Here is a 24,880-nt window from a genome sequence, read left to right as displayed (position 1 = left end):
GCGGCGTTCCGGTCAGCGGCCGGCCGGGGCCAGGCCGGCGGGCGCACCCGCGGCCCCGACGTTGCGGTGCAGGATGTTGGAGAACTCTTCCATGAAGGTCTCCAGCCGGTTGGCCACGCGGTCGATGTCGTGGGTGAAGCGGTTGTAGGCCACCACCGCCGGAATCGCCGCGAACAGACCGATGGCCGTGGCCACCAGCGCCTCGGCGATGCCGGGGGCCACCGTGGCCAGGGTCACCTGCGTCAGCGCCGCCAGGCCGGTGAAGGCGTGCATGATGCCCCAGACCGTGCCGAACAGCCCGACGTAGGGCGACACCGAGCCGACCGAGCCGAGGAAGGAGAGGTTGACCTCCAGCGCGTCCACCTCGCGCTGGTAGCTCGCGCGCATGGCGCGCCGCGCGCCGTCGAGCAGTGCGTCCGGCTGGGTGATGCGGCGCTCGCGCAGCTTCTGGAACTCGCGCATGCCGCTGGCGAAAATCCGCTCCATCGGGCTGCCGGCCTGGGCGTTGCGGCTGGCCGCGTCGTACAGGTCGTTCAGGTTGGCGCCCGACCAGAAGTCGCGCTCGAAGGTCTCGGTCAGGCCGTTCACGCGCTTGAGGGCGACCACCTTGCGGAAGATCGCGGCCCAGCTGATGACCGACACCGTTATCAGCAGGGCCACCACGGCCTGCACCACCCAACTGGCGTTGAGCATCAGCGAGACGATGGAAAAGTCGTGGGTCATGGGGGCGTCAGGGCGTGGAGGATGGAATCGGGGATGCGGCCGGGCCGCAGGCGGGCGGCGTCCACCCAGCCGATGCGGATCGTGCCTTCGCACAGCCGCTGCTCGGGGGCGCCATCGCGCAGCAGCCAGGCCTCCTGTTGCAGTGTCATGGAGGCGCGGCCAAGTTCCGTCACCCGGGCGCTGACTTGCAACAAATCGTCCAGCCGCGCCGGGCGGTGGTAGCGCAGCTCGGTGCCGGTGACCACGAACATGCCGCCGGTGGTGTCGCGCAGCCGCTGCTGCTCCACCCCCAGGCTGCGCAGCCACTCGGTGCGGGCGCGCTCAAAAAACTTCAGGTAGTTGGCGTAGAAGACGATGCCGCCCGCATCCGTGTCTTCCCAATACACCCGCACCGGCCATTGAAACACCTGGGTGCTCCCCTCAGGCGTCGGCGGCCGGCGGCGCATCGGCCGGTGCGCTGGTGGGCACGACCGCCTTGGCCGGCCGGCCGTGGCCGCGCTTCTGGTCGCGCTCCACCTCCAGCGCACGCCACTGCGGCGCCAACTGGTTCAACACGCCGTTGACGTACTTGTGCCCGTCGGTGCCACCGAAAGACTTGGCCAGTTCGATGCACTCGTTGATCACCACCCGCCACGGCACGTCCACGCAGTGGCGGAACTCGTAGGCGCCGATCCACAGCACGCCGCGCTCGATCGGCGAAATCTCGGCCAGCGGGCGGTCCAGGCAGGGGGTGATGGCCGCGTCCAGCTCCACCGCCTCGGCGATGCAGCCGTGCAGCAGCGCGTCGTAGTGGGCGCTGTCGGCCTTGTGGAAACCGCTCAGGTCGCGGGTGAACTGGTCCACGTCTTCGGCCTCGTTGCGGCCGACCAGGTGCTGGTAGAGGGCCTGCAGCGCGAATTCGCGGGCGCGGGTGCGGGCCGACTTGTCGGCGGCCTTGCGCGGACGCTCGGTGCCCGTGGGGGGGGTGGGCTGGCTCATGCGCGGTTCAACCGTTGCAGCAGGCGCGCCATTTCCACCGCCACCTGGGCGGCGTCGCGGCCTTTTTCTTCCTGGCGGGCCACGGCCTGCGGCAGGTTTTCGGTCGTCAGAATGGCGTTGGCCACCGGGATCTGGTGGTCCAGTGCCACCCGGGTCACGCCCGCGGCCGATTCGTTGCACACCAGCTCGAAGTGGTAGGTTTCGCCGCGGATGACGCAGCCCAGCGCGATCAGCGCGTCGAAGCGCTCGCTTTCGGCCATGGCCTGCAGCGCGGTGGGCACCTCCAGCGCGCCGGCCACCTGCACGTGCTCGATGTCGCCGGCCTGCACGCCCAGGGCCTGCAGCTCACCCACGCAGGCCTGCGCCAGGGCGTCGGTGATGCCCTGGTTGAAGCGCGCCTGCACGACGCCGATGCGCAAATTCGTTCCGTCCAGCGCACCGGCGCTGCCCTTGTTGGCACCCAACATCTCAATTTCCTTCGGTTTTGCTCAAAAAGCCGGTCACTTCCAGGCCGTAGCCGGTCATGCTGGGCATGCGCCGCGGCGTGCCCAGCAACTGCATCTTGTGCACGCCGCAGTCGCGCAGGATTTGCGCGCCCACGCCGTAGGTGCGCAGGTCCATGCGGCCGCGCTCCGGCGCTTGCGCCGAGCGGGCGGTGCCCTCGAACTGCGCCAGCAGCTGCTCACCGCTTTCGCCACAGTTCAGCAGCACCACCACGCCGCGGCCCCGGTCGGCCATGTGGCGCAGGCTGGTTTCCAGCGTCCAGGAGTGCATGGCGCGGTCCACCTCCAGCGCGTCCAGCACGCTCAACGGCTCGTGTACCCGCACGCTCACCGTGTCGGTGGCGCCCCAGCTGCCCTTGACCAGGGCCAGGTGCACCGCGCCGCTGGGCTGGTCGCGGTAGGCGTGCGCGGTGAACTCGCCAAACGCCGTCTGCAGCGGGCGCTGGCCCACCTTCTCCACCAGGCTTTCCACCCGGCTGCGGTGTTCGATCAGGTCGGCAATGGTGCCGATCTTCAGGCCGTGCTCGGCGGCGAACAGCTGCAGGTCCGGTAGGCGCGCCATGGTGCCGTCGTCCTTCATGATCTCGCAGATCACCGCCGACGGCGAGCAGCCGGCCATGGCCGCCAGGTCGCAGCCGGCTTCGGTGTGGCCGGCGCGCATCAGCACCCCGCCCTCGACCGCCTGCAGCGGGAAGATGTGACCAGGCTGCACCAGATCGGCGGCTTGGGCGTTGGCGGCCACCGCCACCTGCACGGTGCGGGCGCGGTCGGCGGCCGAAATGCCGGTGGTCACGCCCTCGGCCGCTTCGATGGACACGGTGAAGGCCGTGCCCATTTTGGTGCCGTTGCGCGGCACCATGGGCGGCAGTTGCAGGCGTTCGCAGCGTTCGCGCGTCAGCGTCAGGCAGATCAGGCCGCGGCCAAAGCGCGCCATGAAGTTGATCGCTTCGGGCGTCACGTGGTCGGCGGCGAGCACCAGGTCGCCTTCGTTCTCGCGGTCTTCCTCGTCCACCAGGATGACGATCTTGCCGGCCTTCATGTCGGCAACGATGTCTTCCACGGGCGAGATGGCGACCGGCGCCAGAGGGGTGTTGGGGGTGGTCATGGGAGGTGGGGTTCAGGCGCTGGCCGTCGCGGCGGTGGCCGGGGCGCCCAGCATGCGCTCGACGTAGCGCGCGATCAGGTCGATTTCCAGGTTCACCGGGCTGCCGCTTTGCAGCTGGCCCAGGGCGGTGTGTTCCACCGTGTGCGGGATCAGGTTGATGCTGCATTCGCAGCCTTCGGGCAGGTCTTGCACCCGGTTGACGGTCAGGCTCACGCCGTTGACGGTGATCGAGCCTTTGTAGGCCAGGTACTTGCCCAGGGCGGCGGGCGCCCGCACCCGCAGTTCCCAGCTTTCGCCCACGCGCGCAAAGTGGCTGACGTGCCCGATACCGTCCACGTGGCCCGACACGATGTGCCCGCCCAGGCGGTCGTGGGCGCGCAGCGCCTTTTCCAGGTTCACCGGGCCGGGCTGGTCCAGACCGGCGGTCTTGTCCAGCGATTCGGCCGAGATGTCGATGGTGAAGCGCTGCTGCGCCGGGTCCAGGGTGGTCACGGTCATGCAGGCGCCGTTGAGCGCGATGCTGTCGCCCAGGCCCACGTCGTCGAGGTAGCCGGGCGGCGCCTCCAGGGTCAGGCGTTTGCCGTGTTGCGAAGAAGAACCCAAGGGGTGGACGGCGGCGATGCGCCCCACGCCGGTGATGATGCCGGTGAACATCCCGCTATTGTCGCAGGATTGGCCCGGCCCCGGGCGGCGGTGGCCGGCCGGTCACTGGCGCACTTCGTCGACCAGGGTCTTGAACTCGTCGATGTCCTCGAAGCTGCGGTACACGCTGGCGAAGCGGATGTAGGCCACTTGGTCGAGTTTTTTCAGCTCGCGCATCACCATTTCGCCCAGGCGGTGCGAGGGCACCTCGCGCGCGGGCAGGCTCAGCAGCTTTTCCTCGATGTGTTCCATGGCCGCGTCCACCTGTTCGGTGCTGACGGGGCGTTTGCGCAGGGCCAGGGCGAAGCTGGCGCGCAGTTTGGCCGGGTCGTAGTCGATGCGCCGGCCGTCCTTTTTCACCACGGCCGGGAAGGTGACCTCCGGCCGTTCGTAGGTGGTGAAGCGTTTGTCGCAGGCGCCGCAGCGGCGTCGGCGGCGGATGAAGGTCCCCTCCTCGGCGACACGCGTCTCCACCACCTGGGTGTCGGCGTGGCCGCAGAAGGGGCACTTCATGGCCGGTTTACTTGTACACCGGGAAGCGGGCGGTCAGGGCGTTGACCTTGGCACGCACCGCTTCGATGTTGGCCGGGTCGCGCGGGTTGTCCAGCACGTCGGCGATCAGGTGGGCGGTGGCGCGGGCCTCTTCGTCCTTGAAGCCGCGGGTGGTCATGGCCGGGGTGCCGATGCGCACGCCGCTGGTCACCATCGGCTTTTCCGGGTCATTCGGAATCGCGTTCTTGTTGATGGTCATGTGGGCGGCACCCAGCACGGCCTCGGCTTCCTTGCCGGTGATGCCCTTGGCGCGCAGGTCCACCAGCATCACGTGGCTTTCGGTGCGGCCGCTGACGATGCGCAGACCGCGCTGGGTCAGCGTTTCGGCCACGATCTGTGCGTTCTTCACGACCTGTTGCTGGTAGGCCTTGAATTCGGGGGTCAAGGCTTCCTTGAAGGCCACGGCCTTGGCGGCAATGACGTGCATCAGCGGGCCGCCCTGCAGGCCGGGGAAGATGGCGCTGTTGATGGCCTTCTCGTGCTCGGCCTTCATCAGGATGATGCCGCCGCGCGGGCCGCGCAGGCTCTTGTGGGTGGTGGAGGTCACCACGTCGGCGAACGGCACCGGGTTGGGGTACACGCCCGCGGCGATCAAGCCGGCGTAGTGGGCCATGTCCACCATGAAGATGGCGCCGATTTCCTTGGCGATCTTCGCGAAACGCTCGAAATCGATGCGCAGGCTGTAGGCGGACGCGCCGGCCACGATCAGCTTGGGGCGGTGCTCGCGCGCCTTGGCTTCCATGGCGTCGTAGTCGATTTCTTCCTGGGCGTTCAGGCCGTAGGACACGACGTTGAACCACTTGCCCGACATGTTCAGCGGCATGCCGTGGGTCAGGTGGCCGCCTTCGGCCAGGCTCATGCCCATGATGGTGTCGCCGGGCTTGAGGAAGGCCAGGAACACGGCCTCGTTGGCCGAGGCGCCGCAGTGCGGCTGCACGTTGGCGGCGTCGGCACCGAACAGTTGCTTGACGCGGTCGATGGCCAGTTGTTCGGCCACGTCCACGTACTCGCAGCCGCCGTAGTAGCGCTTGCCGGGGTAGCCCTCGGCGTACTTGTTGGTGAGTTGGGTGCCCTGGGCAGCCATCACGGCCGGCGAGGCGTAGTTTTCGCTGGCGATCAGCTCGATGTGGTGTTCCTGGCGCGCGTTTTCGGCCTGGATGGCGGCGAACAGCTCGGGGTCGGTCTGTTCGATGAGGATGTTGCGGTCGTACATGGCAGTCCTGGAGTCGTCGAATGACCCTTGGTGACCAAGGGCTGCCCAGGCGAACGGCACAACACCCGCCGGCGGTGACGGCAGGGCGGCGCGCTTCCCCGTGGTAAGCCCACGTCAGTCACTTGGCGCCGGCCAGGGCCGGCGGGACCTATCGCCAGTCGCGCGCGAACGGGATTTTATCAGGACGCCTGCGGCAGCGCCCCGGTCTGGGTTGGGCTGGCTTCGGCTTCCAGTTCGGCGTCAACGCTCTGTGGCGCTTGGGGGCCTGTGGGCACCACGGTGCGGCGCTGGTGGGCGTTGAAGGCCACGCGCTGGCCCTGGGCCACGCGCTGCAGCCGCTCGTGCTCCGACAGGACCTTGTCGATGTAGTCCTGGCCGCTGCTGGACACCGCGCCGACGTACAGGCGCAGCCCACCTTCGACGCTGCCGGCGCGGCGGATGGTTTCCTGCAGCACCTGGGCCCCGACCCGCAGGTTGCTCACCGGGTCGAACGCGGCCAGGCGGCCACCGAAGTCCTCGTACTTGTCGGCATGCACCCGGGTCATCACCTGCATCAGACCCTGGGCGCCCACCGGGCTGGCCGCGAACGGGTTGAAGCGCGATTCGATCGCCATCACCGCCAGGATCAGCGTCGGGTCCAGGCGGGCGCGGTCGCCGATCTCGAAGGCCTCGGCCACCAGCGCGCCGATGGGTTCCGGCGCCACGCGGTATTTGCGGCTGAGCCAGTCGGCCACCTGGGCCTGCTCGCGGGGCAGGGCCTTGGGGTTGGTCGCGGTCACGCGGTCCACCGCGCTGGGGTCGGCGGGGATCTCGCCGTTCTGCGACTGGCGCTCTTCCAGCCAGCCGAACAGCTGGCGTTCGGCGCTGCTGCGCAGGTCCGGCTGGCTGACGAACAGCACCAGGCAGGCGGCGAGCAGCAGGCCCAGCAGGGCCAGGCTGTTGTGGGTCACGGACACAAAACCCTGGGCCACGTCCTTGAACGCGGTCTGGGTCACTTGCAGGGCCCCGGACAAGCGGGGCATTTGGGGCGCTGGCATAGCACTCTCCTTTCTGGGCGTCGGGGCGGGCGGTTGAAGCCCGGCGGCGCGAGATTGGGGGGTCGCCATCGACCGCCATGGTGCGGTCAACTGGGCCGGTTTCGGCGGCGTCTAAGGGTTCTCACGGATGAAAGTGGCGCGATGTTAGGGGGATCGACATTACCAGTCAATACTTATGAACATTCTTTTTATGCAATAAAAAGAATATGAATTCGGCGCCGCAGGGGCGCCCGTGGGCAAAAAAATGCCAATGAACGGGGGGTGGGCGATTGGCAAAATCAGTTGGCCACAGGGGCCAATGCCACTACACTGAAACTGTCGGTGGTGACGCTTCAAGCACAGTTCCCACCGGCCACTGCCCGCGGTCCAGTCCGCTGGATTGCCTGGCAATCAACGGGAAGCAATACCTTGCTTCCGGCGGGGTGAGACATCCAACTTCCATTCCGCCCATCGGCACGAACTGGGTTCTGCCGAAAGCCCTGGCGGGTGCAGCCTGCCGGGGCTTTTTCTTTTCAGTCCCGGGTCGCGCGGGCCCGCACCGCGTCGATGTAGGCCTGCCCGTCGGGCGGCCGGCCGCTGCGCTGGCTTTCCCAGAGCATGCGGCCCAGGCAGTCCATCACCTGGTGGTGGGCGTCGTGCACCGAATCGAGCCGCGCGGCCAGCAGTTCCACCGCCTGGCGGATGCCCAGGGGCTGGTCGATCGAGCATTGTTCACTGATGCTCAGGTGCATGGACAGGTGCAAGAACGGGTTGTCGCGCGCTTCGGCGGCCTCGTGCATGCGGCGCAAGGCCGCGTCCACGTCGGCCAACTCGGCGTGGTATTCGGGGTGGCGCTGGATCCACTCATGGGCCAGCACCTCGATGGCCTCCATCGGCGCGGCGTGCTGGGCTTTGTCGTACACCGCACAGAAGAAGCGGCGCACATCGGCTTGGGAGGGGGCGAACATGGCTATCGGTTCAAAAAAAGGATCAGATGCGCCAGGCCGGCAGCGACCAGTTGCGCCACAGTGCCAGACCGCGCAGGCCGGCCGTCACCAGCACGCACACCAGCAGGGCCTGGCTCGGGGAGCCGCTGAACTGCCACCAGCCGACGTAGGCCCAGCCGCCCACAAAGGCGCAGACCGCGTAGGGCTGGTGGTCGTGGAAGGCGCGCGGGATTTCGTTGCACACCATGTCGCGCAGCACGCCGCCGAACACGCCGGTGACCACGCCCATGAGCACCGCCACCAGCATAGGCGAGCCGCTGTGCAGGGCCTTGCTCACCCCGGCGGCCGCGAACAGGCCCAGGCCCAGCGCGTCGGGCCACTGCATCGCGCGCTCGGTGGGCTCGAAGTGGCGGTGCCGCACAAACAGCATGGCGCCCACGGTCAGGGCCATCAGGGCCCAGAGCCAGTGCACGTGGGCGGCCCAGAAGAAGGGGCGCTGGTCCAGCAGCAGGTCGCGCAGGGTGCCGCCGCCGAATGCGGCCAGAAAGGTCACGGTGAACACGCCCACCGCGTCCAGGCGCTTGCGCGCGGCCGCGAACAGGCCCGACAGGGCAAACGCCAGCGTGGCGGCCACTTCGACCGCCAGACGCAGGTGCTCGGCCCAGGGATTGAGGTCTTGCATGGGCTGCGATGGTAGCGCTCCGCTACCATGCCTGCCCAGCCATGGACTTTGCCGCTTTACCCTTTGCCCCCATTGCCGACCCGTGGTTCTACGCCGTGGCGGTGCCGGCCGTGCTGCTCATGGGCATCAGCAAAAGCGGATTCGGCTCTGGTTTCGGTTCGCTCGCGGTGCCTTTGATGGCCCTGGCGGTGACCGTGCCGCAGGCCGCGGCCATCCTCATGCCGTTGCTGCTGGTGATGGATGTGCTGGGCATGGCCGCCTTCCGCAAAGACCTGGACCGCCGGCTGCTGGCCTTTCTGCTGCCGTTTGCCCTGCTGGGCACGCTGCTGGGCACGGTGCTGTTCCGGGTCGTCGATGCCCGACTGGTGGCCGGTGTCGTCGGCGTGGTCACCTTGCTGTTCCTGGCCCAGCGGCTGCTGTTTCCCCCGCGCGCCGACGCCCCGGCCCCGCCCCGTTGGGTGGGCGCGGTGCTGACGGTCACCGCCGGTTTCACCAGTTTTGTGGCGCACGCGGGCGGCCCGCCGGTCAACGCCTACGTGCTGCCCTTGCGGCTGCGGCCGGTGGTGTTCACCGCCACCATGGCTTTTCTGTTTTTCGCGGTCAACCTCAGCAAATGGCTGCCCTATGCGTGGCTGGGGCTGCTGGACACGCGCAACTTCGCTACTTCGCTGGTGCTGCTGCCGCTGGCGCCGCTGGGGGTCTGGATCGGGGTGACGCTGGCGCGCCGCATCGACGCCCGGCTGTTTTACTGGCTGATCCACTGGGGCATGGGCCTGACCGGCGTCAAGCTGGTTTGGGACGGCTGGTTCTGAGACGCTGGCCTGTCGCTGGCCGGACAGGGCGCGTCCGCCGCTCGGACTACAGTGGCGGCATGCGCACTTTTTGCACCCTCGACGAACTCGCGGCCTGCGTCGGCCAGCCCGTGGCCGTGAGCGACTGGCACGAAGTCACCCAGGCCCAGGTTCAACGCTTCGCCGACGCCACCGGCGACCACCAGTGGATCCACGTGGACCCCGAGCGCGCGCGGCAGGGGCCGTTCGGCGCGCCTGTGGCGCACGGTTTCCTGACCCTGTCGCTGATGCCGGCGTTTCTGGAGTCGGCCCTGCGGGTCGACGAGGTGCGCATGGGGGTCAACTACGGCATGAACCGGGTGCGCTTCACCGCGCCGGTGCCGGTGGGCAGCCGGTTGCGCGCGCATTTCACGCTGAAAGCCTGCGACCCGATCGAGCCGCGCGGGCGACAATCGACCTGGGACGTGAGCGTGGAGCGTGAGGGCAGCGACAAACCGGTCTGTGTGGCCGAGTTCCTGGCCCGCAGCTATGCCTGAACGGCGCCTGGGTCAGGCGAAGCTCTGCTGGCGCCAGGCCTCGTAGGCCACCACCGCCACCGCGTTCGACAGGTTCAGGCTGCGCTGGCCGGGCCGCATCGGCAGGCGCAGACGCTGCGCGGGCGCAAAGCTGTCGCGCAAGGCCGGGCCCAGGCCGCGGGATTCGGAGCCGAACACCAGCCAGTCGCCGGGCCGAAAGGCCACCTCGTGCACCGCACGGGTGCCGCGGGTGGTCATGGCAAACAGGCGGTCGGGGGCGGGTTGGGCGGTGCGCACCAAGCTGTCCCAGTCGGCGTGGCGCTGGACGTCGGCGTACTCGTGGTAGTCCAGTCCGGCGCGGCGCATGTGCTTGTCGTCCATGGAAAACCCCAGTGGCTCCACCAGGTGCAGCCGGCAGCCGGTGTTGGCGCAGAGCCGGATGACGTTGCCCGTGTTGGGTGGGATTTCGGGCTGGACCAGGACGATGTGAAACATGGGGTGCGGATTATTCCACGCGGTCGGGCGCGGGCGTGCGTGCGAACACCAGCCCGCTCACCCAGGCCGCGCCGGCCGCCCGCAAGACCTGGGCGGCCGCCTGCAGGGTGGCGCCGGTGGTCATCACGTCGTCGACCAGCAGCACCTGGGCGCCGGCCAGCCCGCCGGTGAACCGCGGATCGGCAGTGAAAGCCTGCTGGGCGGCGTCGATGCGCTGGGCGCGGGGCAGGGTGTGGATCGCGGCCCCGCCGACGCTGCGTTGCAGCAGCTGGGCCTGCGCCGGGGCGCTGCCGGGCGTCTGGCGGCGCAGTTGCCGCAGCAGTTCCCAAGCCTGGTTGTAGCCCCGCTCCAGCAGCCGTGGGGTGGGCAGGGGGATCGGGACCAGCAGGTCGGCGGTGCGCAAGGCCTCGGTCACGTCGGGGTCTTCCCGCATCAGCTCGGCCAGATGTCGGGCCCAGGCCGGCTCTTGCTGGAACTTGAAGCGCTGCACCAGGCCGGTCCAAGGGTAAGCGTAGTCCACCCGGGCCAGGCAGCGGTGCAGCACCCCCGGGCCCTCCTGCGTACAGCGGTTGCAGCGCTCCAATCCGGGCGCCAGGGCCAGAGCACAGCCGGGGCAGCGGCGCTGTATCTGGCCCCAGTCCTGCCGGCAACCGTCGCACACCGGGCGCGCCGGCCAGCGGGCACACAGTTCGCAGGTGGCGGGCCAGCGCCAGGCGTCGGGCAACAAGGACATGTCAAGACTATACTGCCGCGACCTTGCCGAGCCACTCCATGAACGCCCCTTCAGACCCGACGCCCGCCGTGCCCGACCTGGACCCGGTGGCGGCGGCCCGCTGGCGCCAACACCCGCGCACCGAGAGCCCCTGGCTTTGCGAAGAAGTTGCTGCCCGCATGGCCCAGCGCCTGGACTGGATGCGTCAGGTGCCCCAGGACTGGGTGCACTGGGCGCCGCTCTGGGGAGGGCTGCGCGGCCACCGGGCCCTGAGCGAGCGCTACCCGCAGGCCCGCGAGTGGCTCGCCGGGGAGCAGGCCGAGGCGGCCCGGCGTGTGCTCGCGCCGCCGCCGGACGGATGGAGGGGATGGACGCAGCGGCTGGTGGGCCGGGCAGAACCCGGTCCTGCGCCGGTGCCCGATGGCGGACAGGGCCTGGCCGACCTGGTCTGGGCCAACCTGGCGCTGCACCTGCATCCCCAGCCCATGGCCTTGCTCAACCGCTGGCGTGAGCTGCTGCGGGTGGGGGGCTTTGTCATGTTCTCCGGTCTGGGGCCCGACACCTTGCACGAACTGCGGGCCGTGCATGCCCGCATGGACTGGTGCCCGCCGGCCCACCCCCTGACCGACATGCACGACTGGGGCGACATGCTGGTCGAGGCCGGCTTCGCCGAGCCGGTGGTGGACATGGAGCGCCTGACCTTGACCTACCCGAGTGCGGAGCGCCTGTTGGCCGACCTGCGCGCCTGGGGGCGCAACCTGCACCGCGAGCGGCCCCGTGGCCTGCGTGGCAAGGGGTACAGGCAGGCGTGGCTCGACGCCGTGGAGCGGTACCTGCCGCGCCAGCCCGACGGCAGCCTGGCGGTCACGGTGGAGGTGATCTATGGTCACGCTTTCAAACCCGAGCCCCGCGTCAAACTGGCGGCCAGCAGCCAGGTGCCGCTGCAAGACATGCGCGCCATGCTGCGCCAGCCGCGGCCCCGTTCCTGAAAGCCCCTGGACGGGCTTTGTCAGGGATTCGGCGGAAAGCCCGGCTACAATTGACATAGATCAAGGTCTGGAGCGTGCCCGCCAAGGTGGCGCCCAGGCCTCGCCTGTGTTTCAGAAGGTGCTTTCCGTGTCTTCAGCCATGCAGTCCTACCGATTCGCCACCGTCACGCCGCAGGGCTTGTGCTGGACCCTCAAGCGCAACTGTTCCCTGACCCCGGCGCAGCTCCTGGCGGCGTATGGTGGGCTGTGTGTGTTGTCCCTGTCGGTGGCCGCGCTGTTCTGGTCCATCGGTGCGGTTTGGGTGTTGCCTTTCACCGCGCTGGAATTGCTGGCTTTGGCGGCGGCGTTTCTCTGGTACGCCCGCCATGCGGCCGACCGCGAGCAGATCCGCCTCGGCCCCGCCAGCCTGGTGCTGGAATGGGAAGACGGTGGGCGCGTGTGCCGGCACGAAGGGGCACGCCAGGGCGTGCGGGTTCGGCCGGTCACCCAGCGCAGCGCGCTGGTGGCGCTGCAGGTGGCCGGGCAAACCGTGTATGTGGGGCGTTTTCTGCGGCCCGACCTGCGCGAGCAGCTGGCCCGGGAAATTCGCCAGGCCTTGCACGGCGCCTGAGCCGGCTGGGGTCTTTGAGGATGCACAGAGGTCAAAAGTTTGGTGTAATCGGTGTTGATATAAATCAATGCTTATATTTGAGGCGAGAAAAGTGAGCACGATGAAGAAGTCAGGACATTCGTTGCGCCGGCTGTGGGCCAGCGCCAAAGCCGGCATCGGCACCCTGTCCCTGGGGGCGGCCGCCTGGGTCTCCACCGCGGCGCACGCGGTGAGCGATCTGCCGGGTGGCCCAGCGGTCAACCAGCTGAACTTCCACCCGCCCGTCACCAAGATCGCCGAAGAGCAGCACTGGCTGCACTGGTTCATGATGGCCATCTGCTCGGTCATTTTCGTGATCGTCTTCGGGGTGATGTTCTACTCCATCGTCAAGCACCGCAAATCCGTGGGCCACAAGTCTCAGGAGCTGCCCGAGCCGATCTGGGTGGAGCTGGGCTGGACCATCGTGCCCCTGCTGATCGTCATCGGCATGGCGTTGCCCGCCACCAAAGTGCTGGTGGCCCAGAAAGACACCACCAACAGCGACCTGACCATCAAGGTCACCGGCATGCAGTGGAAGTGGGGCTACGACTACATCAAGGGCGAGGGTGAGGGTATTGGCTTCCTGTCCACCCTGGACAACAGCCAGCGCGTCGCCTCCGACTCGGGCAAGCCCGAAGCCGTGGACAACTACCTGCTGAAGGTGGACAACCCGATGGTGGTGCCGGTCGGCAAGAAGGTTCGCATCATCACCACCGCCAACGACGTGATCCATGCCTTCATGGTGCCGTCCTTTGGCATCAAGCAAGACGCGATCCCCGGTTTCGTGCGCGACACCTGGTTCCGCGCCGAAAAGACCGGCGACTACTACGGCCAGTGCGCCGAGCTGTGCGGCAAGGAACACGCCTACATGCCCATCCATGTCAAAGTGGTCTCGGCCGAGGAATACACCGCCTGGGTCGATGCCCAGCAGAAGCTGATGGCCGCCAAGGCCGACGACCCGAACAAGGTCTGGACCCTGGCCGATCTGGTCAAGCGCGGCGAGTCCGTGTACGCCGCCAACTGCGTGGCCTGCCATCAGGCCAATGGCAAGGGCGCCGGCCCGATCAAGCCGCTGGACGGCGCCGCGGTGGTCACCGCTGCCGATCCGTCGCAGTTCGTGCAGATCCTGCTCAACGGCGCTGCCGGTGGGGCCATGCCGTCCTGGAAACAACTGTCGGACACGGAAATTGCCGCTGTCATGACCTTTGCGAAGAACAGCTGGTCGAACAACACCGAGCAGCTGGTGCAGCCCGCTGAAGTGCTGGCCGCGCGCAAGTGACCCGGCTTTGGAATTACTGAAACGAGGAAAATGCCATGAGTGCAGTTCTTGATCACCACGACGCGCACGCGCACGATCATGACCACCACGCGCCCACCGGCTGGCGCCGCTGGGTGTTCGCCACCAACCACAAAGACATCGGCACGCTGTACCTGCTGTTCAGCTTTGCGATGTTGATGGTGGGCGGCGTGCTGGCCCTGCTGATCCGCGCCGAGCTGTTCCAGCCGGGTCTGCAACTGGTGAACCCGGAGTTGTTCAACTCCTTCACCACCATGCACGGCATCATCATGGTGTTCGGGGCCATCATGCCGGCCTTTGTGGGTTTCGCCAACTGGATGCTGCCGCTGCAAATCGGCGCCTCCGACATGGCCTTTGCCCGCATGAACAACTTCAGCTTCTGGCTGATGGTGCCCGCCGCCATCATCATCGTGCTGTCGTTCTTCATGCCCGGTGGCGCCCCCGCCGCCGGCTGGACGCTGTACGCCCCGCTGACGCTGCAGATGGGTCCGTCCATGGACGCCGCCATCTTCGCGATGCACATCCTGGGCGCCTCGTCCATCATGGGCTCGATCAACATCATCGTGACCATCCTCAACATGCGCGCCCCGGGCATGACACTGATGAAGATGCCGATGTTCGCCTGGACCTGGCTGATCACCGCCTACCTGCTGATCGCCGTGATGCCTGTGCTGGCTGGCGCCATCACCATGACGCTGACCGACCGCCACTTCGGCACCAGCTTCTTCAACCCCGCCGGCGGCGGTGACCCGGTGATGTACCAGCACATCTTCTGGTTCTTCGGCCACCCCGAGGTGTACATCATGATCCTGCCGGCCTTCGGCATCGTGAGCCAGGTCGTGCCCGCCTTCGCGCGCAAAAAGCTGTTCGGTTACGCCTCCATGGTGTATGCCACCGGCTCCATCGCCATCCTGTCCTTCGTCGTGTGGGCGCACCACATGTTCACCACCGGCATGCCGGTGACCGGCCAGCTGTTCTTCATGTACAGCACCATGTTGATCGCCGTGCCCACGGGTGTGAAGATCTTCAACTGGATCGCCACCATGTGGAAGGGTTCGATGACCTTTGAGACCCCGATGATGTGGGCCGTGGGCTTCATCTTCGTGTTCACCATCGGTGGCTTCACCGGCCTGATCCTGTCGATGGCCCCCATCGACATCAACTTCCAGGACACCTACTACGTCGTGGCCCATTTCCACTACGTGCTGGTGGCCGGCTCGCTGTTCGCCATGTTCGCGGGTGTTTACTACTGGCTGCCCAAGTGGACCGGTGTGATGTACAGCGAATTCCGCGGCAAGCTGCACTTCTGGTGGTCGATGATCTCTTTCAACATCACCTTCTTCCCGATGCACTTCCTGGGTCTGGCCGGCATGCCCCGCCGCTACGCCGACTACCCGATGCAGTTCGCCGACTTCAACGCCATCGCGTCGGTGGGTGCCTTTGCCTTCGGTTTTGCCCAGGTTTACTTCTTCCTGTTCGTGATCATCCCCGCGATGCAGGGCAAGGGCGAAAAGGCCGTGCAGAAGCCTTGGGAAGGTGCCGAGGGCCTGGAATGGGAAGTGCCGTCGCCGGCCCCGCACCACACCTTTGAGAACCCGCCCAAGCTGGACGTGACCGCCACCAAGGTCATCGGCTGAACCGACACCACGCACCACCATGACGCCTGAACAACGCAAGCACAACGTCAAGCTGGGGTTGATCCTCGCTTCGGTGGCGCTGGCCTTCCTGGTCGGCTTCGTGGGCAAGTTCGTGCTGTTTGGAAAGTGAGCCGTATGTCGCTGCGCAAGGAAAACCTCAAGGTGACCGGCAAACTGGCCGTGATTGCCTTGGGCATGTTTGCCTTCGGTTACGCGCTGGTGCCCATCTACCGCGCCATTTGCGAGATGACGGGCATCAACGTGTTGGCGCTTTCGGAGCGTCAGGTCCCGGGCATGGGCCCGACGCTGCCGGCCAACACCCAGGTGGACACCTCGCGCAAGATCACCATCGAGTTCGACACCAACGTGCGTGGCCCCTGGGACTTCAAGCCCCTGGTGCGCTCGATGGAGGTCCACCCGGGCGAGCTGACCACGGTGATGTACGAGTTCCAGAACATCCAGAACCGCACCATGGCGGCGCAGGCGATTCCGAGCTACGCGCCGCGCCAGGCGGCCAACCATTTCAGCAAGGTCGAGTGTTTCTGCTTCACGCAGTACACCCTGGCTCCCGGCGAGAAGAAAGAGTGGCCGGTGGCCTTCGTCATCGACCCGCGCCTGCCCAAGGATGTGACCACCATCACCCTGTCGTACACCTTCTTCGAGGTGGGCGGCAAAACGCCGGAGGCGCCGACCGCGCAGCTGGCGCCCCGGGTGGTGCCAGCCATCACGGCGGCGGAGGCTTCATGAACACCCCCGCACACACACGCAAGGGCGCCTTGCTGGACACGGTCCGGGCGGTGCTCTGGGGTTTTCTGGGGGTGCGGCGCAAAAGCGATTTTCAGCACGACATCGCCAAGCTCAACCCGATCCACTTGCTGGTGGTCGGGGTGGTGCTGGCCATTGTGTTCGTGGCCGTCCTGATGGGTGTCGTCTTCTGGGTGACCCGTTGACCGCTGCACTGGGCAAAGAATTTAATTTAACAATCAAGCGCAAGTAGGAGTGAGCATGTCCGCAGCAACGCATGGCCAGACGCCATACTATTTCGTCCCCGGGCTGTCCCGGCACCCGGTCATGTCCGCGATCGGTCTGTTCTTTGTCGCGCTCGGCGCCGGCCAGTGGATCAACGGCGTGGCCTGGGGCAAATTCTCGGTGGCCTTCGGTCTGGCCTGGTGGCTGATCGTGCTGTACCAGTGGTTCCGCGATGCGGTGGCCGAGAGCGAAGGTGGCCTCTACGGCCGCAAGATCGACATCTCCTACCGCTGGAGCATGAGCTGGTTCATCTTCTCGGAGGTGATGTTCTTTGGCGCCTTCTTCACCGCGCTGTGGTGGGCCCGCACCCATTCGGTGCCGGCGCTGGGCAACATCGAAAACGCGCTGCTCTGGCCCGACTTCCAGTCGATCTGGCCGTCGGTCATGGCCGGCGTCACCGCGTCGCCCGCTGGCATCGTCGAGCCCTTCCAGACCATGGGTCCGTTCTGGTTGCCCACCATCAACACCGCGCTGCTCCTGACCTCGGGCGTGACCCTGACCATCGCCCACCACGCGATCCAGGACGGCAACCGCAGCAAGACCATCGCCTTCATGTGGCTGACGGTGCTGCTGGGCGTGGTGTTCCTGTTCGTGCAGGGCTACGAGTATTCCCACGCCTACGCCGACCTGAACCTGCGCATGGACTCCGGCATCTTTGGTTCCACCTTCTACATGCTGACCGGCTTCCACGGCTTCCACGTCTTCGTGGGCATGCTGATGCTGCTGTTCATCACCCTGCGCCTGCAAAAGGGTCATTTCACCAAGGAGCGCCATTTCGGTTTCGAAGGCGCCGCCTGGTACTGGCACTTTGTGGACGTGGTGTGGCTGGGTCTGTACATCCTGGTTTACTGGATGTGATGGGTCGGCCGAACCCGGCAAGACAAAAAAGCGCCCTGGGGCGCTTTTTTGTTGTGGTGGCGCAGGCCGTTCTGCTTGGCGCCACGAAAATGTCGGGTGTCAGCGCAAGGGCAGTCCGGTGGGCTGGATCCAGCCCATCAGGTAAGCGACCAGGACCGCGATGAACAGCAGCACCGACAGGCCGATGCGCACCGTCAGGGCGCGGGCCATGCGGCGCGACTTGGTGGCGTTGGCGTCGTTGGAGTGGCCGCGCATCATGGAGACCAGGGCCACGCCCAAACTGCCGACGATGAGCACAAATGCCAGGATCACAAGGTAAGTCATGACGGGAATTATCCGATGAGTCGCGCCTTGCGCGCGTCGGCCCGCCGTTGGTGGGTGGCTTTGGCTGCGGCGGTCGGGGTGGCGGTGACCGCTTCCCTGGGGTTTTGGCAGCTGGGGCGGGCCGAGCTGAAGGCCGGCCTGTGGGCACAGCGCGAAGCCCGCGAGACCCTGGCCCCGGTGGGCTGGGAGGCGCTGGACTCGGTGCAGCCGGGCGGCGACACGAGCGGCCTGCACGACCGCCGTGCCACGCTGCAGGGCCGCTGGCTGCACGAGGCCACGGTGTTCCTGGACAACCGCCCGATGAACGGCCGCACCGGCTTCATCGTGGTCACGCCCTTGCTGCCCAGCCACGGCGGGCCGGCCTTGCTGGTGCAGCGGGGCTGGGTGCCGCGCCGCATGGACGACCGCACCGCGTTGCCGCCGGTGCCCCAGCCCGACGGCACAGTGGCCGTGGCCGGGCGTTTGGCCCCAGCCCCTTCGCAGCTTTATGCCTTCGGCGAGGACGCCCCCGGGCCGATCCGGCAAAATATCGACCTGTCGGCCTATGGGGCCGAATGGTCGCTGCGGCTCCACCCCCTGTCGCTGCAGCAGTCCGCACCCGATACCCCCGACGGCATGACCCGCGATTGGCCCCGCGTTGGGGCCGACGTCCACAAGCACTACGGCTACGCCTTGCAATGGTTTGGCCTGGGTGCGCTCATCACGATCTTGTATGTCTGGTTCCAAATCCTCGTCCCACGGCGCCGGCGCGGCTGACGCCCACGCCCGCCAGACCGCCCGCGACGAACCGCTGACCCTGACGGTGCATTCCCTGCCCCGCGCCGAGCCCGGCACCGCGCGCGACCCGGCCATGACCCGGTCGGGTCGCTGGAAGATGTTCCTGGTGCTGCTGGTGTGCGCCTCGCCGGTCATCGCTTCCTACCTGACCTACTACGTCATCCGACCTGAAGGCCGGCGCAACTACGGCGAGCTGATCGAGCCGCAGCGGCCCATGCCGGCGCTGCGCGGGACCAACAACGCCGGCCAGCCCCAGGTGCTGACCGACCTGAAGCACCAGTGGCTGTTCATCAGCGTGGCCGACAGCGCCTGCAACGCCCAGTGCGAGCGGCACCTGTACCTGCAGCACCAGCTGCGCGAGGGCTTGGGCCGCGAAAAGGATCGGATGGATTGGGTGTGGTTGCGCACCGGCGCCCCGGAGTTGTCCGACGTGTTGAAGAAGGCCACCGAAACGGCGGTGGTGCTGCACCTGCCGGAATCCGACATCGCCGGCTGGCTCGAGCCGGCCCCGGGCCAGCGGCTGAGCGACCACCTGTACGTGGTGGACCCCTTGGGCAACTGGATGATGCGTTTCCCGGCCGAGGCCGAGCCCGCCAAGGTGCGGCGCGACCTGGACCGGCTCTTGCGCGCCTCCAGTTTCTGGGACCGGGCGGGGCGCTGAGCATGGACGCACAAGCCTTGTACGACTACAGCCCCGTGCTGCGCCTGATGGGGCTGGGCCTGGTGATCGCCCTGGGGCCACTGGCCTGGGTCTGGCTGCGCCGGCGCGACGCCAGCCCGGCCCAGCGCCTGGCCTGGCTCACCGGCCTGACCCTGTTCCTGACCTTTGACCTGGTGCTGTTCGGCGCCTTCACCCGGCTGACCGATTCTGGTCTGGGCTGCCCGGACTGGCCCGGCTGCTACGGCAGTGCCAGTCCCATCGGGGCGAGCGCGTCCATCGCCGCGGCCCAGGAAGCCATGCCCACCGGGCCGGTGACGTTCTCCAAGGCCTGGATTGAGATGATCCACCGCTACCTGGCGACCGCGGTGGGGGTGCTGATTCTGGTGCTGGCCAGCGTGAGCTGGTTCGAGCGCCGGCGCCTGCAGCAGTCGCTCTTCTGGCCCCTGGTGACCCTGTTCTGGGTCTGCCTGCAGGGCGCGTTTGGCGCCCTGACGGTGACCATGAAGCTGTTTCCGGCCATCGTCACCCTGCACCTGCTGGGCGGCATGGCCCTGCTGGCCTTGCTGCGGCTGCAGGCGGTGCGCTACCAGCAGTTGCTGGAACCACCGTCGGCCCACCAACGCCCGGGTGCCGGTACCCGCTGGGCGCTGTGGGCCATGTTCGGGTTGCTCTGGGTGCAGATTGCGCTGGGTGGCTGGGTCAGCACCAACTACGCGGTGCTGGCCTGTCGCGACTTCCCCACCTGCCAGGGCAGCTGGTGGCCGGTCATGGACTTTGCCGGCGGCTTCGAGTGGTGGCGCGAATTGGGCCAGCGCCGCTCGGGCGACGCCATTCCCTTCCCGGCCCTGACCGCCATCCACTACACCCACCGCCTGGTGGCCTACGGCGTGCTGCTGGCCCTGGCGGCCCTGGCTTGGCACCTGCACCGCCGCGAAGGCCGCGCCGACCAGGCCCGCACCCTGCTGCTGCTGGGCGGCTGGCAGTTGCTGACCGGCCTGTCCAACGTGGTGCTCGAGTGGCCGCTGGTGGCCGCCGTGGCCCACACCGGCGGCGCCGCCGCCCTGGTGGTGGTGCTGACCGGCTGGCTGACCCAGGCCCACCCCCGTGGTGTTGAGACCGCGCCACCCCCGACCGCCCACGGATACCCCGCATGAGTGCCACCGAGACCTCCCTGACCGCTCCCTTGCCGCCCACTTGGCGGCAGTTTTACGCGCTGATGAAGCCCCGCGTCATCCAGCTCATCGTCTTTTGCGCGCTGATCGGCATGGTGCTGGCCGTGCCCGGGGTGCCCAGCGCGGCGCAGGTGGGCACGGCCGCACTGGCCTGTCTGGGCATCTGGCTGGTGGCCGGTGCGGCGGCGGCGTTCAACTGTGTGGTCGAGCAGCACATCGACGCCAAGATGAAGCGCACCGCCTGGCGGCCGACCGCCAAGGGCGAACTGACCAACGCCCAGACCCTGACGTTTTCGGCGCTGCTGTGTGCGCTGGGCTCGGTCCTCCTCTACGTCTGGGTCAACCCGCTGACCATGTGGCTGACCTTTGCCACCTTTGTCGGTTACGCCATCGTTTACACCGTGGTGCTCAAGCCGCTGACGCCGCAGAACATCGTGATCGGCGGGGCCTCGGGCGCCATGCCGCCGGTGCTGGGCTGGGCCGCCATGGCCGACACCGTGACGCCCGAGGCGCTGGTGCTGTTCCTGATCATCTTCCTGTGGACGCCGCCGCACTTCTGGGCGCTGGCCCTGTACCGGGTGGAGGACTACCGCAAGTCCGGCCTGCCGATGCTGCCGGTGACCCACGGCTCCGAATTCACCCGGCTGCAGATCTTCCTCTACACCCTGATCCTGTTCGCGGCCTGCCTGCTGCCCTTCATGCTGCGCATGAACGGCTGGCTCTACCTGGCGGTGGCGGTGGCGCTGAGCGTGGGCTTCACCGGCTACGCCTGGGCGCTGTGGCGCAACTATTCCGACCAGTTGGCCCGCAAAACCTTCCGTTTTTCCCTGATCCACCTGTCGCTGCTGTTCGCGGCGATGCTGCTGGACCATTACCTGGTGTGAGCCCTATGCCTGTTGTGTCTTCCCGTCGCCGCGCCCTGTGGGCCCTGGCCATCGCCGCCGTGTTGCCCTGGGCCCTGACGGCCTGCAGCGAACAGCCGGCCTTCGTGGGCATCGACATCACCGGGGCCGATTACGCCACCGGTTTCGACCTGACCGACCACAACGGCCAGCGCCGCACCCTGAAGGACTTTGAGGGCAAGGCGGTGGTGGTGTTCTTCGGCTTCACCCAGTGCCCGGACGTCTGCCCGACCTCGCTGGGGGAACTGGCGCAGGCCAAGGCCCTGCTGGGTGCCGACGGCGACCGGCTGCAGGGCCTGTTCGTCAGCGTGGACCCGGAGCGCGACACGCCGGAGGTGATGCGCGAGTACATGGCCAATTTCGACCCCAGCTTTCTGGCCTTGTACACCACGCCCGAGGCTTTGCCGGCGCTGGCCCAATCGTTCAAGGTGTACTACAAAAAGGTCGAGGGCCAGACCCCGACCAGCTACACCATGGACCATTCGGCGGGCAGCTACGTGTACGACCCGAAAGGGCGCATCCGCCTGTACCACCGCTACGGCAGCGGCGCCCAGGCGCTGGCCAGCGACGTCAAACGCCTGCTGTCGGAGTGAGCCACCGGACGGCGCGGCACCCGGCCCGGGGCGACCGGGCCAGGTGATGGGCCGCGTCAGCCCAGTTTGTCCTGCTCCGAGGTGAAAGCGTCGGCGTAGAACTCGTCGGCCGGCAGGCCGGCGGCCAGGTAGTCGCGCTGCGCCGACTCGACCACGATGGGCGCGCCGCAAGCATAGACCTGGTGGCCCGACAGGTCGGGGCAGTCTTCCAGCACCGCGCGGTGCACAAAGCCGGTGCGGCCGGTCCAGCCGTCTTCGGGCAAGGCGTCGGACACCACCGGCACGTAGCGCAGCTGCGGCATGTCGGCGCACTGGGCCTCGACCCAGTCGCTTTGGTACAGGTCGGCGGGGCGGCGGCCGCCCCAGTACAACCTCACCGGGCGTTGGATGTTCTTGAAGCGCAGGTGCTCGATCAGGGCCTTGATCGGCGCGAAGCCGGTGCCCGAGGCCAGCAGGACGATGGGCTTGTCGCTGTCCTCGCGCAGGTAAAAGCTGCCGTAGGGGCCTTCGATGCGCAGGATTTCCTTTTCTTTCATGCCGCCGAACACGTGGTCGGTGAACTTGCCGCCGGGCATGTGGCGGATGTGCAGTTCCATGGTCGGGGCTTCGGCCTGGCGGTGCGGCGCGGTGGCCATGGAGTAGCTGCGGCGTGCGCCATCGCGCAGCAGGAACTCGACGTACTGGCCGGCGTGGTACTGGAAGGTGTCGCTGGCCGGGAGCTGCAGCGTCAGCACCATCACGTCGGGAGAGGCCTTGGCCAGGGCGGTGACGCGCACCGGCATCTTCTTGATCGGAAAGGCCCCGGCCTCGGTCACCTGGCGCGACTCCAGCACCACGTCGCTGGTGGCGGTGGCGCAGCAGGTGAGCACAAAGCCGGCGGCTTCTTCGTCGGCGCTCAGGGCCTTGCTCTGGTGCGGGCCGTGCACCACGCTGCCTTCGAGCTTTTTGCACTTGCAGGAGCCGCAGGCGCCGTCCTTGCAGCCATAGGGCAGGCCGATGCCTTGGCGGATGCCGGCGGCCAGGATGGCCTCGTCGGGCTGGGCGGTGAAGGTGCGCCCACTGGGCTGGACGGTGATCTGGAATGTCATACTGTGCGGGGTGGTGCGGGCGCCCGGTGCGCCCGAGAGCCGGGGATTTTCTCAAATTTGCGAGGCTGCATGGTCTGGATGGGGGCTTTGCCGGCGCGGTTCCGCCGCGAACGGGTGTTGGTGGTGGGGTGTGGTGACGTGGGGCTGCGCAGCGTGCAGGGGCTGGGCGCGGGCCGGCGTGCCCGGGTGCTGGCCCTGACCTCGTCGCCCGAACGGGTGCCCGGCTTGCGCCAGGCCGGGGTGACGCCTCTGCTGGGCAACCTGGACGACCCGCGCAGCTTGCAGCGCCTGGCGGGGTTGGCCACGCGGGTGCTGCACCTGGCGCCGCCGCCGAACGAGCCGGCCGGCGGGGTGCAAGACCCGCGCAGCCGCGCCCTGGCCCAGGCCCTGGCGCGGCGCGGCCGCCCGGTGCGCCTGGTGTACGGTTCCACCACCGGGGTGTACGGCGACTGCCAGGGCGCCTGGGTGGACGAAACCCGTCCGGTGGCGCCCGACACCCCCCGGGCCCGGCGCCGGGTGGACGCCGAGGGCTACCTGCGTTGGTGGGGCCGAGCCTATGGGGTGGCGGTGGCGGTGCTGCGCATTCCGGGCATCTACGCCCACGACCGGGCCGGCGGCGCCCGCGAGCGCCTGCTGCGGGGCACGCCGGTGCTGCGCCCCGAGGACGACGTGTACACCAACCATGTCCAGGCCGACGACCTGGCCCAGGCCTGCGTGCGCGCGCTCTGGCGCGCCCCGGCGCAGCGGGTGTACCACGCCTGCGACGACACCGACCTGAAGATGGGCGACTACTTCGACCTGGCCGCCGATGTGCTGGGCTTGCCTCGACCCCAACGCATCGCTCGGGCCGAGGCTCCGCACCGGGTGTCGCTGATGGTGCTGAGCTTCATGAACGAGTCGCGCCGCCTGCGCAACGACCGGCTCAAGCGCGAACTGGGCTGGACCCCGCGCTACCCCACGGTGCGCGAGGGGCTGCAGGCTCAGGCCGGGGTGCCCAGGGTGGTGTAGAGCAACCAGGCGGTGTAGCCGGCAAAGGTCAGCACCAGCAGGGCGCCTTCCCAGCGGTTGATACGCCCGGGTTGGCCTTGGTGGCCGTAGCCCAGCACGAACAGCGCCAGCGTCAGGGCGCCCATCACCGCCATGTCGCGCGTCAGCACCGCCGACTCCACCGCCATGGGCTGGATGGCCCCGGCCAGACCCACCACCGCCAAGGTGTTGAACAGGTTGGAGCCCAGCACGTTGCCCAGCGCCAGGTCGTGCTCGTTCTTGCGTGCCGCCGCCACGCACGAGGCCAGTTCGGGCAGCGAAGTGCCCACGGCCACCACAGTCAGACCGATGACCAGGTCGCTCACGCCCAGGCTCTGCGCGATGGTGACCGCGCCCCACACCAGCAGCCGCGAACTGGCGACCAGCAGCAGCAGGCCGGCGGCCAGCCAGAACCAGGCCTTGCCGATGGCCAGGGGGTGGGCGTCGAGCTCGGCCTCGGTTTCGGTGCCCAGGGCGTCGGGTCCGCTGCGCAGCCCTTCACGCACCGACCAGGCCAGCAGCAGGCCGAAGACGCCGAGCAGGATCCAGGCGTCGGTGCGGCCGATGTCGAGGTCCCACACGAGTCCGACCGACAGGGCGGTGATGCCGGCCAGGATGGGCAGTTCCTTGCGCAGGATGCTGGACTGGACCACGATGGGGCTGATGAGCGCCGTCAGGCCCAGGATGAGGGCGATGTTGGCGATGTTGGAGCCGTAGGCGTTGCCCAGCGCGATGCCGGGGCTGCCCTCCATGGCAGACAGCACCGACACCGCCATTTCGGGGGCCGAGGTGCCAAAGCCGACGATGACCACCCCGATGAGCAGGGGCGGCAGGCTGAAATGACGGGCCACGGCGGCCGCGCCGTCGATGAATTTGTCGGCCGACCAGACCAGAATGGCCAGACCCGCCAAAACCGCCAGCAAAGGCATCCACATGGTTCAGTTCCTGTGCGTTGGGAAAACAAAGAAAAAGGGCAACATCTTGTGAATGTTGCCCTTTTTAGAGTTTGGTGCCGGGGGCCGGAC

Annotated in this window: 32 protein-coding genes and 1 riboswitch; of the genes, 16 read left to right on the top strand and 16 right to left on the bottom strand. The window is 67.8% G+C overall.

Annotation, left to right across the window (positions count from 1 at the left end; genetic code table 11):
- Positions 1-12: 12 nt before the first annotated feature.
- From tolQ to HA630_RS13495, 11 genes are all read right to left on the bottom strand, one after another.
- Positions 13-723: a protein TolQ gene (tolQ, locus tag HA630_RS13545; RefSeq protein WP_166834660.1), complete on the bottom strand. Its 711-nt coding sequence runs from the start codon at positions 721-723 to the stop codon at positions 13-15.
- The gene (gene ybgC, locus HA630_RS13540) at positions 720-1,169 is read right to left on the bottom strand and encodes a tol-pal system-associated acyl-CoA thioesterase (protein WP_166834658.1); all 450 of its coding nucleotides are present in this window, start codon (positions 1,167-1,169) and stop codon (positions 720-722) included. The genes tolQ and ybgC overlap by 4 nt, the downstream gene beginning before the upstream one ends.
- Positions 1,144-1,701 carry a transcription antitermination factor NusB gene (gene nusB, locus HA630_RS13535; protein WP_166834656.1) on the bottom strand — a complete coding sequence of 186 codons (558 nt, stop codon included), beginning with the start codon at positions 1,699-1,701 and terminating at the stop codon, positions 1,144-1,146. Before nusB ends, ybgC begins: the two co-directional genes overlap by 26 nt.
- On the bottom strand, positions 1,698-2,168 hold the full coding sequence (gene ribH, locus HA630_RS13530; protein WP_166834654.1) for a 6,7-dimethyl-8-ribityllumazine synthase: 471 nt from the start codon (positions 2,166-2,168) through the stop codon (positions 1,698-1,700). Before ribH ends, nusB begins: the two co-directional genes overlap by 4 nt.
- Before the next feature lies 1 nt (position 2,169).
- Positions 2,170-3,309: a bifunctional 3,4-dihydroxy-2-butanone-4-phosphate synthase/GTP cyclohydrolase II gene (gene ribBA, locus HA630_RS13525; RefSeq protein WP_166834652.1), complete on the bottom strand. Its 1,140-nt coding sequence runs from the start codon at positions 3,307-3,309 to the stop codon at positions 2,170-2,172.
- 12 nt (positions 3,310-3,321) lie between these two features.
- The gene (locus tag HA630_RS13520; RefSeq protein WP_166834650.1) at positions 3,322-3,963 is read right to left on the bottom strand and encodes a riboflavin synthase; all 642 of its coding nucleotides are present in this window, start codon (positions 3,961-3,963) and stop codon (positions 3,322-3,324) included.
- Between the two features lie 51 nt (positions 3,964-4,014).
- A complete protein-coding gene (nrdR, locus tag HA630_RS13515; protein ID WP_166834648.1) occupies positions 4,015-4,464 on the bottom strand; it encodes a transcriptional regulator NrdR in 450 nt (149 codons plus the stop codon).
- A gap of 7 nt (positions 4,465-4,471) precedes the next feature.
- Positions 4,472-5,716, bottom strand: a complete 1,245-nt coding sequence (gene glyA / locus HA630_RS13510) for a serine hydroxymethyltransferase (RefSeq protein ID WP_166834646.1) — start codon at positions 5,714-5,716, stop codon at positions 4,472-4,474.
- 36 nt (positions 5,717-5,752) lie between these two features.
- A riboswitch (ZMP/ZTP riboswitch) is annotated at positions 5,753-5,888 on the bottom strand.
- Between the two features lie 7 nt (positions 5,889-5,895).
- On the bottom strand, positions 5,896-6,753 hold the full coding sequence (locus tag HA630_RS13505) for a lytic transglycosylase domain-containing protein (protein WP_371809241.1): 858 nt from the start codon (positions 6,751-6,753) through the stop codon (positions 5,896-5,898).
- Between the two features lie 512 nt (positions 6,754-7,265).
- A complete protein-coding gene (locus HA630_RS13500; protein WP_166834644.1) occupies positions 7,266-7,700 on the bottom strand; it encodes a DUF1841 family protein in 435 nt (144 codons plus the stop codon).
- A gap of 22 nt (positions 7,701-7,722) precedes the next feature.
- Positions 7,723-8,361 (bottom strand): trimeric intracellular cation channel family protein, encoded by a 639-nt coding sequence (locus HA630_RS13495; RefSeq protein WP_166834642.1) that lies wholly within the window; start codon positions 8,359-8,361, stop codon positions 7,723-7,725.
- Positions 8,362-8,402: 41 nt separating this feature from the next.
- On the opposite strand from HA630_RS13495, the gene HA630_RS13490 reads away from it, so the two are divergent.
- Together HA630_RS13490 and HA630_RS13485 are read left to right on the top strand one after the other, a co-directional pair.
- A complete protein-coding gene (locus HA630_RS13490) occupies positions 8,403-9,173 on the top strand; it encodes a sulfite exporter TauE/SafE family protein (protein WP_166834640.1) in 771 nt (256 codons plus the stop codon).
- Positions 9,174-9,232: 59 nt separating this feature from the next.
- Positions 9,233-9,688 (top strand): MaoC family dehydratase, encoded by a 456-nt coding sequence (locus HA630_RS13485; RefSeq protein WP_166834638.1) that lies wholly within the window; start codon positions 9,233-9,235, stop codon positions 9,686-9,688.
- Between the two features lie 12 nt (positions 9,689-9,700).
- Here the strand turns inward: HA630_RS13485 and trmL are convergent, their stop codons facing one another.
- Both trmL and HA630_RS13475 read right to left on the bottom strand, forming a co-directional pair.
- The gene (gene trmL / locus HA630_RS13480) at positions 9,701-10,162 is read right to left on the bottom strand and encodes a tRNA (uridine(34)/cytosine(34)/5-carboxymethylaminomethyluridine(34)-2'-O)-methyltransferase TrmL (RefSeq protein WP_166834636.1); all 462 of its coding nucleotides are present in this window, start codon (positions 10,160-10,162) and stop codon (positions 9,701-9,703) included.
- 10 nt (positions 10,163-10,172) lie between these two features.
- Entirely contained in the window at positions 10,173-10,895 is a 723-nt protein-coding gene (locus HA630_RS13475) for a ComF family protein (protein WP_166834634.1), read from the bottom strand.
- Positions 10,896-10,933: 38 nt separating this feature from the next.
- On the opposite strand from HA630_RS13475, the gene HA630_RS13470 reads away from it, so the two are divergent.
- The 8 genes from HA630_RS13470 (at position 10,934) to HA630_RS13440 (ending at position 17,312) form a co-directional block, all read left to right on the top strand.
- On the top strand, positions 10,934-11,863 hold the full coding sequence (locus HA630_RS13470) for a biotin synthase (protein WP_166834632.1): 930 nt from the start codon (positions 10,934-10,936) through the stop codon (positions 11,861-11,863).
- A gap of 127 nt (positions 11,864-11,990) precedes the next feature.
- The gene (locus HA630_RS13465) at positions 11,991-12,473 is read left to right on the top strand and encodes a DUF2244 domain-containing protein (protein ID WP_371809240.1); all 483 of its coding nucleotides are present in this window, start codon (positions 11,991-11,993) and stop codon (positions 12,471-12,473) included.
- Positions 12,474-12,573: 100 nt separating this feature from the next.
- Positions 12,574-13,770 (top strand): cytochrome c oxidase subunit II, encoded by a 1,197-nt coding sequence (gene coxB, locus HA630_RS13460; protein ID WP_166834628.1) that lies wholly within the window; start codon positions 12,574-12,576, stop codon positions 13,768-13,770.
- A 35-nt stretch (positions 13,771-13,805) separates the two neighbouring features.
- The gene (gene ctaD, locus HA630_RS13455) at positions 13,806-15,425 is read left to right on the top strand and encodes a cytochrome c oxidase subunit I (protein ID WP_166834626.1); all 1,620 of its coding nucleotides are present in this window, start codon (positions 13,806-13,808) and stop codon (positions 15,423-15,425) included.
- 19 nt (positions 15,426-15,444) lie between these two features.
- The gene (locus HA630_RS23705) at positions 15,445-15,555 is read left to right on the top strand and encodes a cytochrome oxidase small assembly protein (protein ID WP_243855445.1); all 111 of its coding nucleotides are present in this window, start codon (positions 15,445-15,447) and stop codon (positions 15,553-15,555) included.
- A 5-nt stretch (positions 15,556-15,560) separates the two neighbouring features.
- Positions 15,561-16,172 carry a cytochrome c oxidase assembly protein gene (locus HA630_RS13450; protein WP_166834624.1) on the top strand — a complete coding sequence of 204 codons (612 nt, stop codon included), beginning with the start codon at positions 15,561-15,563 and terminating at the stop codon, positions 16,170-16,172.
- The gene (locus tag HA630_RS13445; protein WP_166834622.1) at positions 16,169-16,375 is read left to right on the top strand and encodes a DUF2970 domain-containing protein; all 207 of its coding nucleotides are present in this window, start codon (positions 16,169-16,171) and stop codon (positions 16,373-16,375) included. Before HA630_RS13450 ends, HA630_RS13445 begins: the two co-directional genes overlap by 4 nt.
- 55 nt (positions 16,376-16,430) lie before the next feature.
- Positions 16,431-17,312 (top strand): cytochrome c oxidase subunit 3, encoded by an 882-nt coding sequence (locus HA630_RS13440; protein WP_166834620.1) that lies wholly within the window; start codon positions 16,431-16,433, stop codon positions 17,310-17,312.
- A 99-nt stretch (positions 17,313-17,411) separates the two neighbouring features.
- Here the strand turns inward: HA630_RS13440 and HA630_RS13435 are convergent, their stop codons facing one another.
- Complete coding sequence (locus tag HA630_RS13435) at positions 17,412-17,636, bottom strand: twin transmembrane helix small protein (protein WP_166834618.1); 225 nt, start codon at positions 17,634-17,636, stop codon at positions 17,412-17,414.
- A gap of 15 nt (positions 17,637-17,651) precedes the next feature.
- Between HA630_RS13435 and HA630_RS13430 the strand changes: the two genes are divergently transcribed.
- Genes HA630_RS13430 through HA630_RS13410 form a run of 5 tightly spaced genes read left to right on the top strand, consistent with a single transcriptional unit; the run spans position 17,652 to position 21,741 of the window.
- The gene (locus tag HA630_RS13430) at positions 17,652-18,392 is read left to right on the top strand and encodes an SURF1 family protein (RefSeq protein WP_166834616.1); all 741 of its coding nucleotides are present in this window, start codon (positions 17,652-17,654) and stop codon (positions 18,390-18,392) included.
- On the top strand, positions 18,349-19,074 hold the full coding sequence (locus HA630_RS13425; protein ID WP_208300060.1) for a hypothetical protein: 726 nt from the start codon (positions 18,349-18,351) through the stop codon (positions 19,072-19,074). The genes HA630_RS13430 and HA630_RS13425 overlap by 44 nt, the downstream gene beginning before the upstream one ends.
- A 2-nt stretch (positions 19,075-19,076) precedes the next feature.
- Positions 19,077-20,228, top strand: a complete 1,152-nt coding sequence (locus tag HA630_RS13420; RefSeq protein WP_166834614.1) for a heme A synthase — start codon at positions 19,077-19,079, stop codon at positions 20,226-20,228.
- A complete protein-coding gene (gene cyoE, locus HA630_RS13415; protein WP_166834612.1) occupies positions 20,225-21,130 on the top strand; it encodes a heme o synthase in 906 nt (301 codons plus the stop codon). Before HA630_RS13420 ends, cyoE begins: the two co-directional genes overlap by 4 nt.
- A 5-nt stretch (positions 21,131-21,135) precedes the next feature.
- The gene (locus tag HA630_RS13410) at positions 21,136-21,741 is read left to right on the top strand and encodes an SCO family protein (RefSeq protein ID WP_166834610.1); all 606 of its coding nucleotides are present in this window, start codon (positions 21,136-21,138) and stop codon (positions 21,739-21,741) included.
- Between the two features lie 56 nt (positions 21,742-21,797).
- Here the strand turns inward: HA630_RS13410 and HA630_RS13405 are convergent, their stop codons facing one another.
- The gene (locus HA630_RS13405; protein WP_166834608.1) at positions 21,798-22,829 is read right to left on the bottom strand and encodes a CDP-6-deoxy-delta-3,4-glucoseen reductase; all 1,032 of its coding nucleotides are present in this window, start codon (positions 22,827-22,829) and stop codon (positions 21,798-21,800) included.
- 78 nt (positions 22,830-22,907) lie between these two features.
- On the opposite strand from HA630_RS13405, the gene HA630_RS13400 reads away from it, so the two are divergent.
- Positions 22,908-23,837, top strand: coding sequence for an SDR family oxidoreductase (locus HA630_RS13400; protein ID WP_166834606.1), 930 nt, complete (start codon positions 22,908-22,910; stop codon positions 23,835-23,837).
- On the opposite strand, the gene HA630_RS13395 is transcribed toward HA630_RS13400, so the two are convergent.
- On the bottom strand, positions 23,810-24,790 hold the full coding sequence (locus tag HA630_RS13395) for a calcium/sodium antiporter (protein ID WP_166834604.1): 981 nt from the start codon (positions 24,788-24,790) through the stop codon (positions 23,810-23,812). The genes HA630_RS13400 and HA630_RS13395 overlap by 28 nt on opposite strands.
- Positions 24,791-24,880 lie beyond the last annotated feature (90 nt).

This window comes from Aquabacterium sp. A08 (assembly GCF_011742065.1).
The sequence above is the reverse complement of the archived record's forward strand: the minus strand, read 5'-3'. Positions and strand labels throughout refer to the sequence as shown.

What these genes read in the sequence shown, in the direction of transcription:
- HA630_RS13425 (WP_208300060.1), top strand. Translation starts at nt 18,349, where the DNA reads ATGTCTGGTTCCAAATCCTCGTCCCACGGCGCCGGCGCGGCTGACGCC.
- HA630_RS13495 (WP_166834642.1), bottom strand. Translation starts at nt 8,361, where the DNA reads ATGCAAGACCTCAATCCCTGGGCCGAGCACCTGCGTCTGGCGGTCGAA.
- HA630_RS13395 (WP_166834604.1), bottom strand. Translation starts at nt 24,790, where the DNA reads ATGTGGATGCCTTTGCTGGCGGTTTTGGCGGGTCTGGCCATTCTGGTC.
- HA630_RS13410 (WP_166834610.1), top strand. Translation starts at nt 21,136, where the DNA reads ATGCCTGTTGTGTCTTCCCGTCGCCGCGCCCTGTGGGCCCTGGCCATC.
- trmL (WP_166834636.1), bottom strand. Translation starts at nt 10,162, where the DNA reads ATGTTTCACATCGTCCTGGTCCAGCCCGAAATCCCACCCAACACGGGC.
- HA630_RS13445 (WP_166834622.1), top strand. Translation starts at nt 16,169, where the DNA reads ATGAACACCCCCGCACACACACGCAAGGGCGCCTTGCTGGACACGGTC.
- nrdR (WP_166834648.1), bottom strand. Translation starts at nt 4,464, where the DNA reads ATGAAGTGCCCCTTCTGCGGCCACGCCGACACCCAGGTGGTGGAGACG.
- HA630_RS13490 (WP_166834640.1), top strand. Translation starts at nt 8,403, where the DNA reads ATGGACTTTGCCGCTTTACCCTTTGCCCCCATTGCCGACCCGTGGTTC.
- tolQ (WP_166834660.1), bottom strand. Translation starts at nt 723, where the DNA reads ATGACCCACGACTTTTCCATCGTCTCGCTGATGCTCAACGCCAGTTGG.
- ybgC (WP_166834658.1), bottom strand. Translation starts at nt 1,169, where the DNA reads ATGCGCCGCCGGCCGCCGACGCCTGAGGGGAGCACCCAGGTGTTTCAA.
- HA630_RS13505 (WP_371809241.1), bottom strand. Translation starts at nt 6,753, where the DNA reads ATGCCAGCGCCCCAAATGCCCCGCTTGTCCGGGGCCCTGCAAGTGACC.
- HA630_RS13485 (WP_166834638.1), top strand. Translation starts at nt 9,233, where the DNA reads ATGCGCACTTTTTGCACCCTCGACGAACTCGCGGCCTGCGTCGGCCAG.
- glyA (WP_166834646.1), bottom strand. Translation starts at nt 5,716, where the DNA reads ATGTACGACCGCAACATCCTCATCGAACAGACCGACCCCGAGCTGTTC.
- HA630_RS13475 (WP_166834634.1), bottom strand. Translation starts at nt 10,895, where the DNA reads ATGTCCTTGTTGCCCGACGCCTGGCGCTGGCCCGCCACCTGCGAACTG.
- HA630_RS13420 (WP_166834614.1), top strand. Translation starts at nt 19,077, where the DNA reads ATGGACGCACAAGCCTTGTACGACTACAGCCCCGTGCTGCGCCTGATG.
- HA630_RS13400 (WP_166834606.1), top strand. Translation starts at nt 22,908, where the DNA reads ATGGGGGCTTTGCCGGCGCGGTTCCGCCGCGAACGGGTGTTGGTGGTG.
- ribH (WP_166834654.1), bottom strand. Translation starts at nt 2,168, where the DNA reads ATGTTGGGTGCCAACAAGGGCAGCGCCGGTGCGCTGGACGGAACGAAT.
- HA630_RS13435 (WP_166834618.1), bottom strand. Translation starts at nt 17,636, where the DNA reads ATGACTTACCTTGTGATCCTGGCATTTGTGCTCATCGTCGGCAGTTTG.
- HA630_RS13430 (WP_166834616.1), top strand. Translation starts at nt 17,652, where the DNA reads ATGAGTCGCGCCTTGCGCGCGTCGGCCCGCCGTTGGTGGGTGGCTTTG.
- ctaD (WP_166834626.1), top strand. Translation starts at nt 13,806, where the DNA reads ATGAGTGCAGTTCTTGATCACCACGACGCGCACGCGCACGATCATGAC.
- HA630_RS13520 (WP_166834650.1), bottom strand. Translation starts at nt 3,963, where the DNA reads ATGTTCACCGGCATCATCACCGGCGTGGGGCGCATCGCCGCCGTCCAC.
- HA630_RS13450 (WP_166834624.1), top strand. Translation starts at nt 15,561, where the DNA reads ATGTCGCTGCGCAAGGAAAACCTCAAGGTGACCGGCAAACTGGCCGTG.
- ribBA (WP_166834652.1), bottom strand. Translation starts at nt 3,309, where the DNA reads ATGACCACCCCCAACACCCCTCTGGCGCCGGTCGCCATCTCGCCCGTG.
- HA630_RS13500 (WP_166834644.1), bottom strand. Translation starts at nt 7,700, where the DNA reads ATGTTCGCCCCCTCCCAAGCCGATGTGCGCCGCTTCTTCTGTGCGGTG.
- nusB (WP_166834656.1), bottom strand. Translation starts at nt 1,701, where the DNA reads ATGAGCCAGCCCACCCCCCCCACGGGCACCGAGCGTCCGCGCAAGGCC.
- HA630_RS13470 (WP_166834632.1), top strand. Translation starts at nt 10,934, where the DNA reads ATGAACGCCCCTTCAGACCCGACGCCCGCCGTGCCCGACCTGGACCCG.
- HA630_RS13440 (WP_166834620.1), top strand. Translation starts at nt 16,431, where the DNA reads ATGTCCGCAGCAACGCATGGCCAGACGCCATACTATTTCGTCCCCGGG.
- coxB (WP_166834628.1), top strand. Translation starts at nt 12,574, where the DNA reads ATGAAGAAGTCAGGACATTCGTTGCGCCGGCTGTGGGCCAGCGCCAAA.
- cyoE (WP_166834612.1), top strand. Translation starts at nt 20,225, where the DNA reads ATGAGTGCCACCGAGACCTCCCTGACCGCTCCCTTGCCGCCCACTTGG.
- HA630_RS23705 (WP_243855445.1), top strand. Translation starts at nt 15,445, where the DNA reads ATGACGCCTGAACAACGCAAGCACAACGTCAAGCTGGGGTTGATCCTC.
- HA630_RS13405 (WP_166834608.1), bottom strand. Translation starts at nt 22,829, where the DNA reads ATGACATTCCAGATCACCGTCCAGCCCAGTGGGCGCACCTTCACCGCC.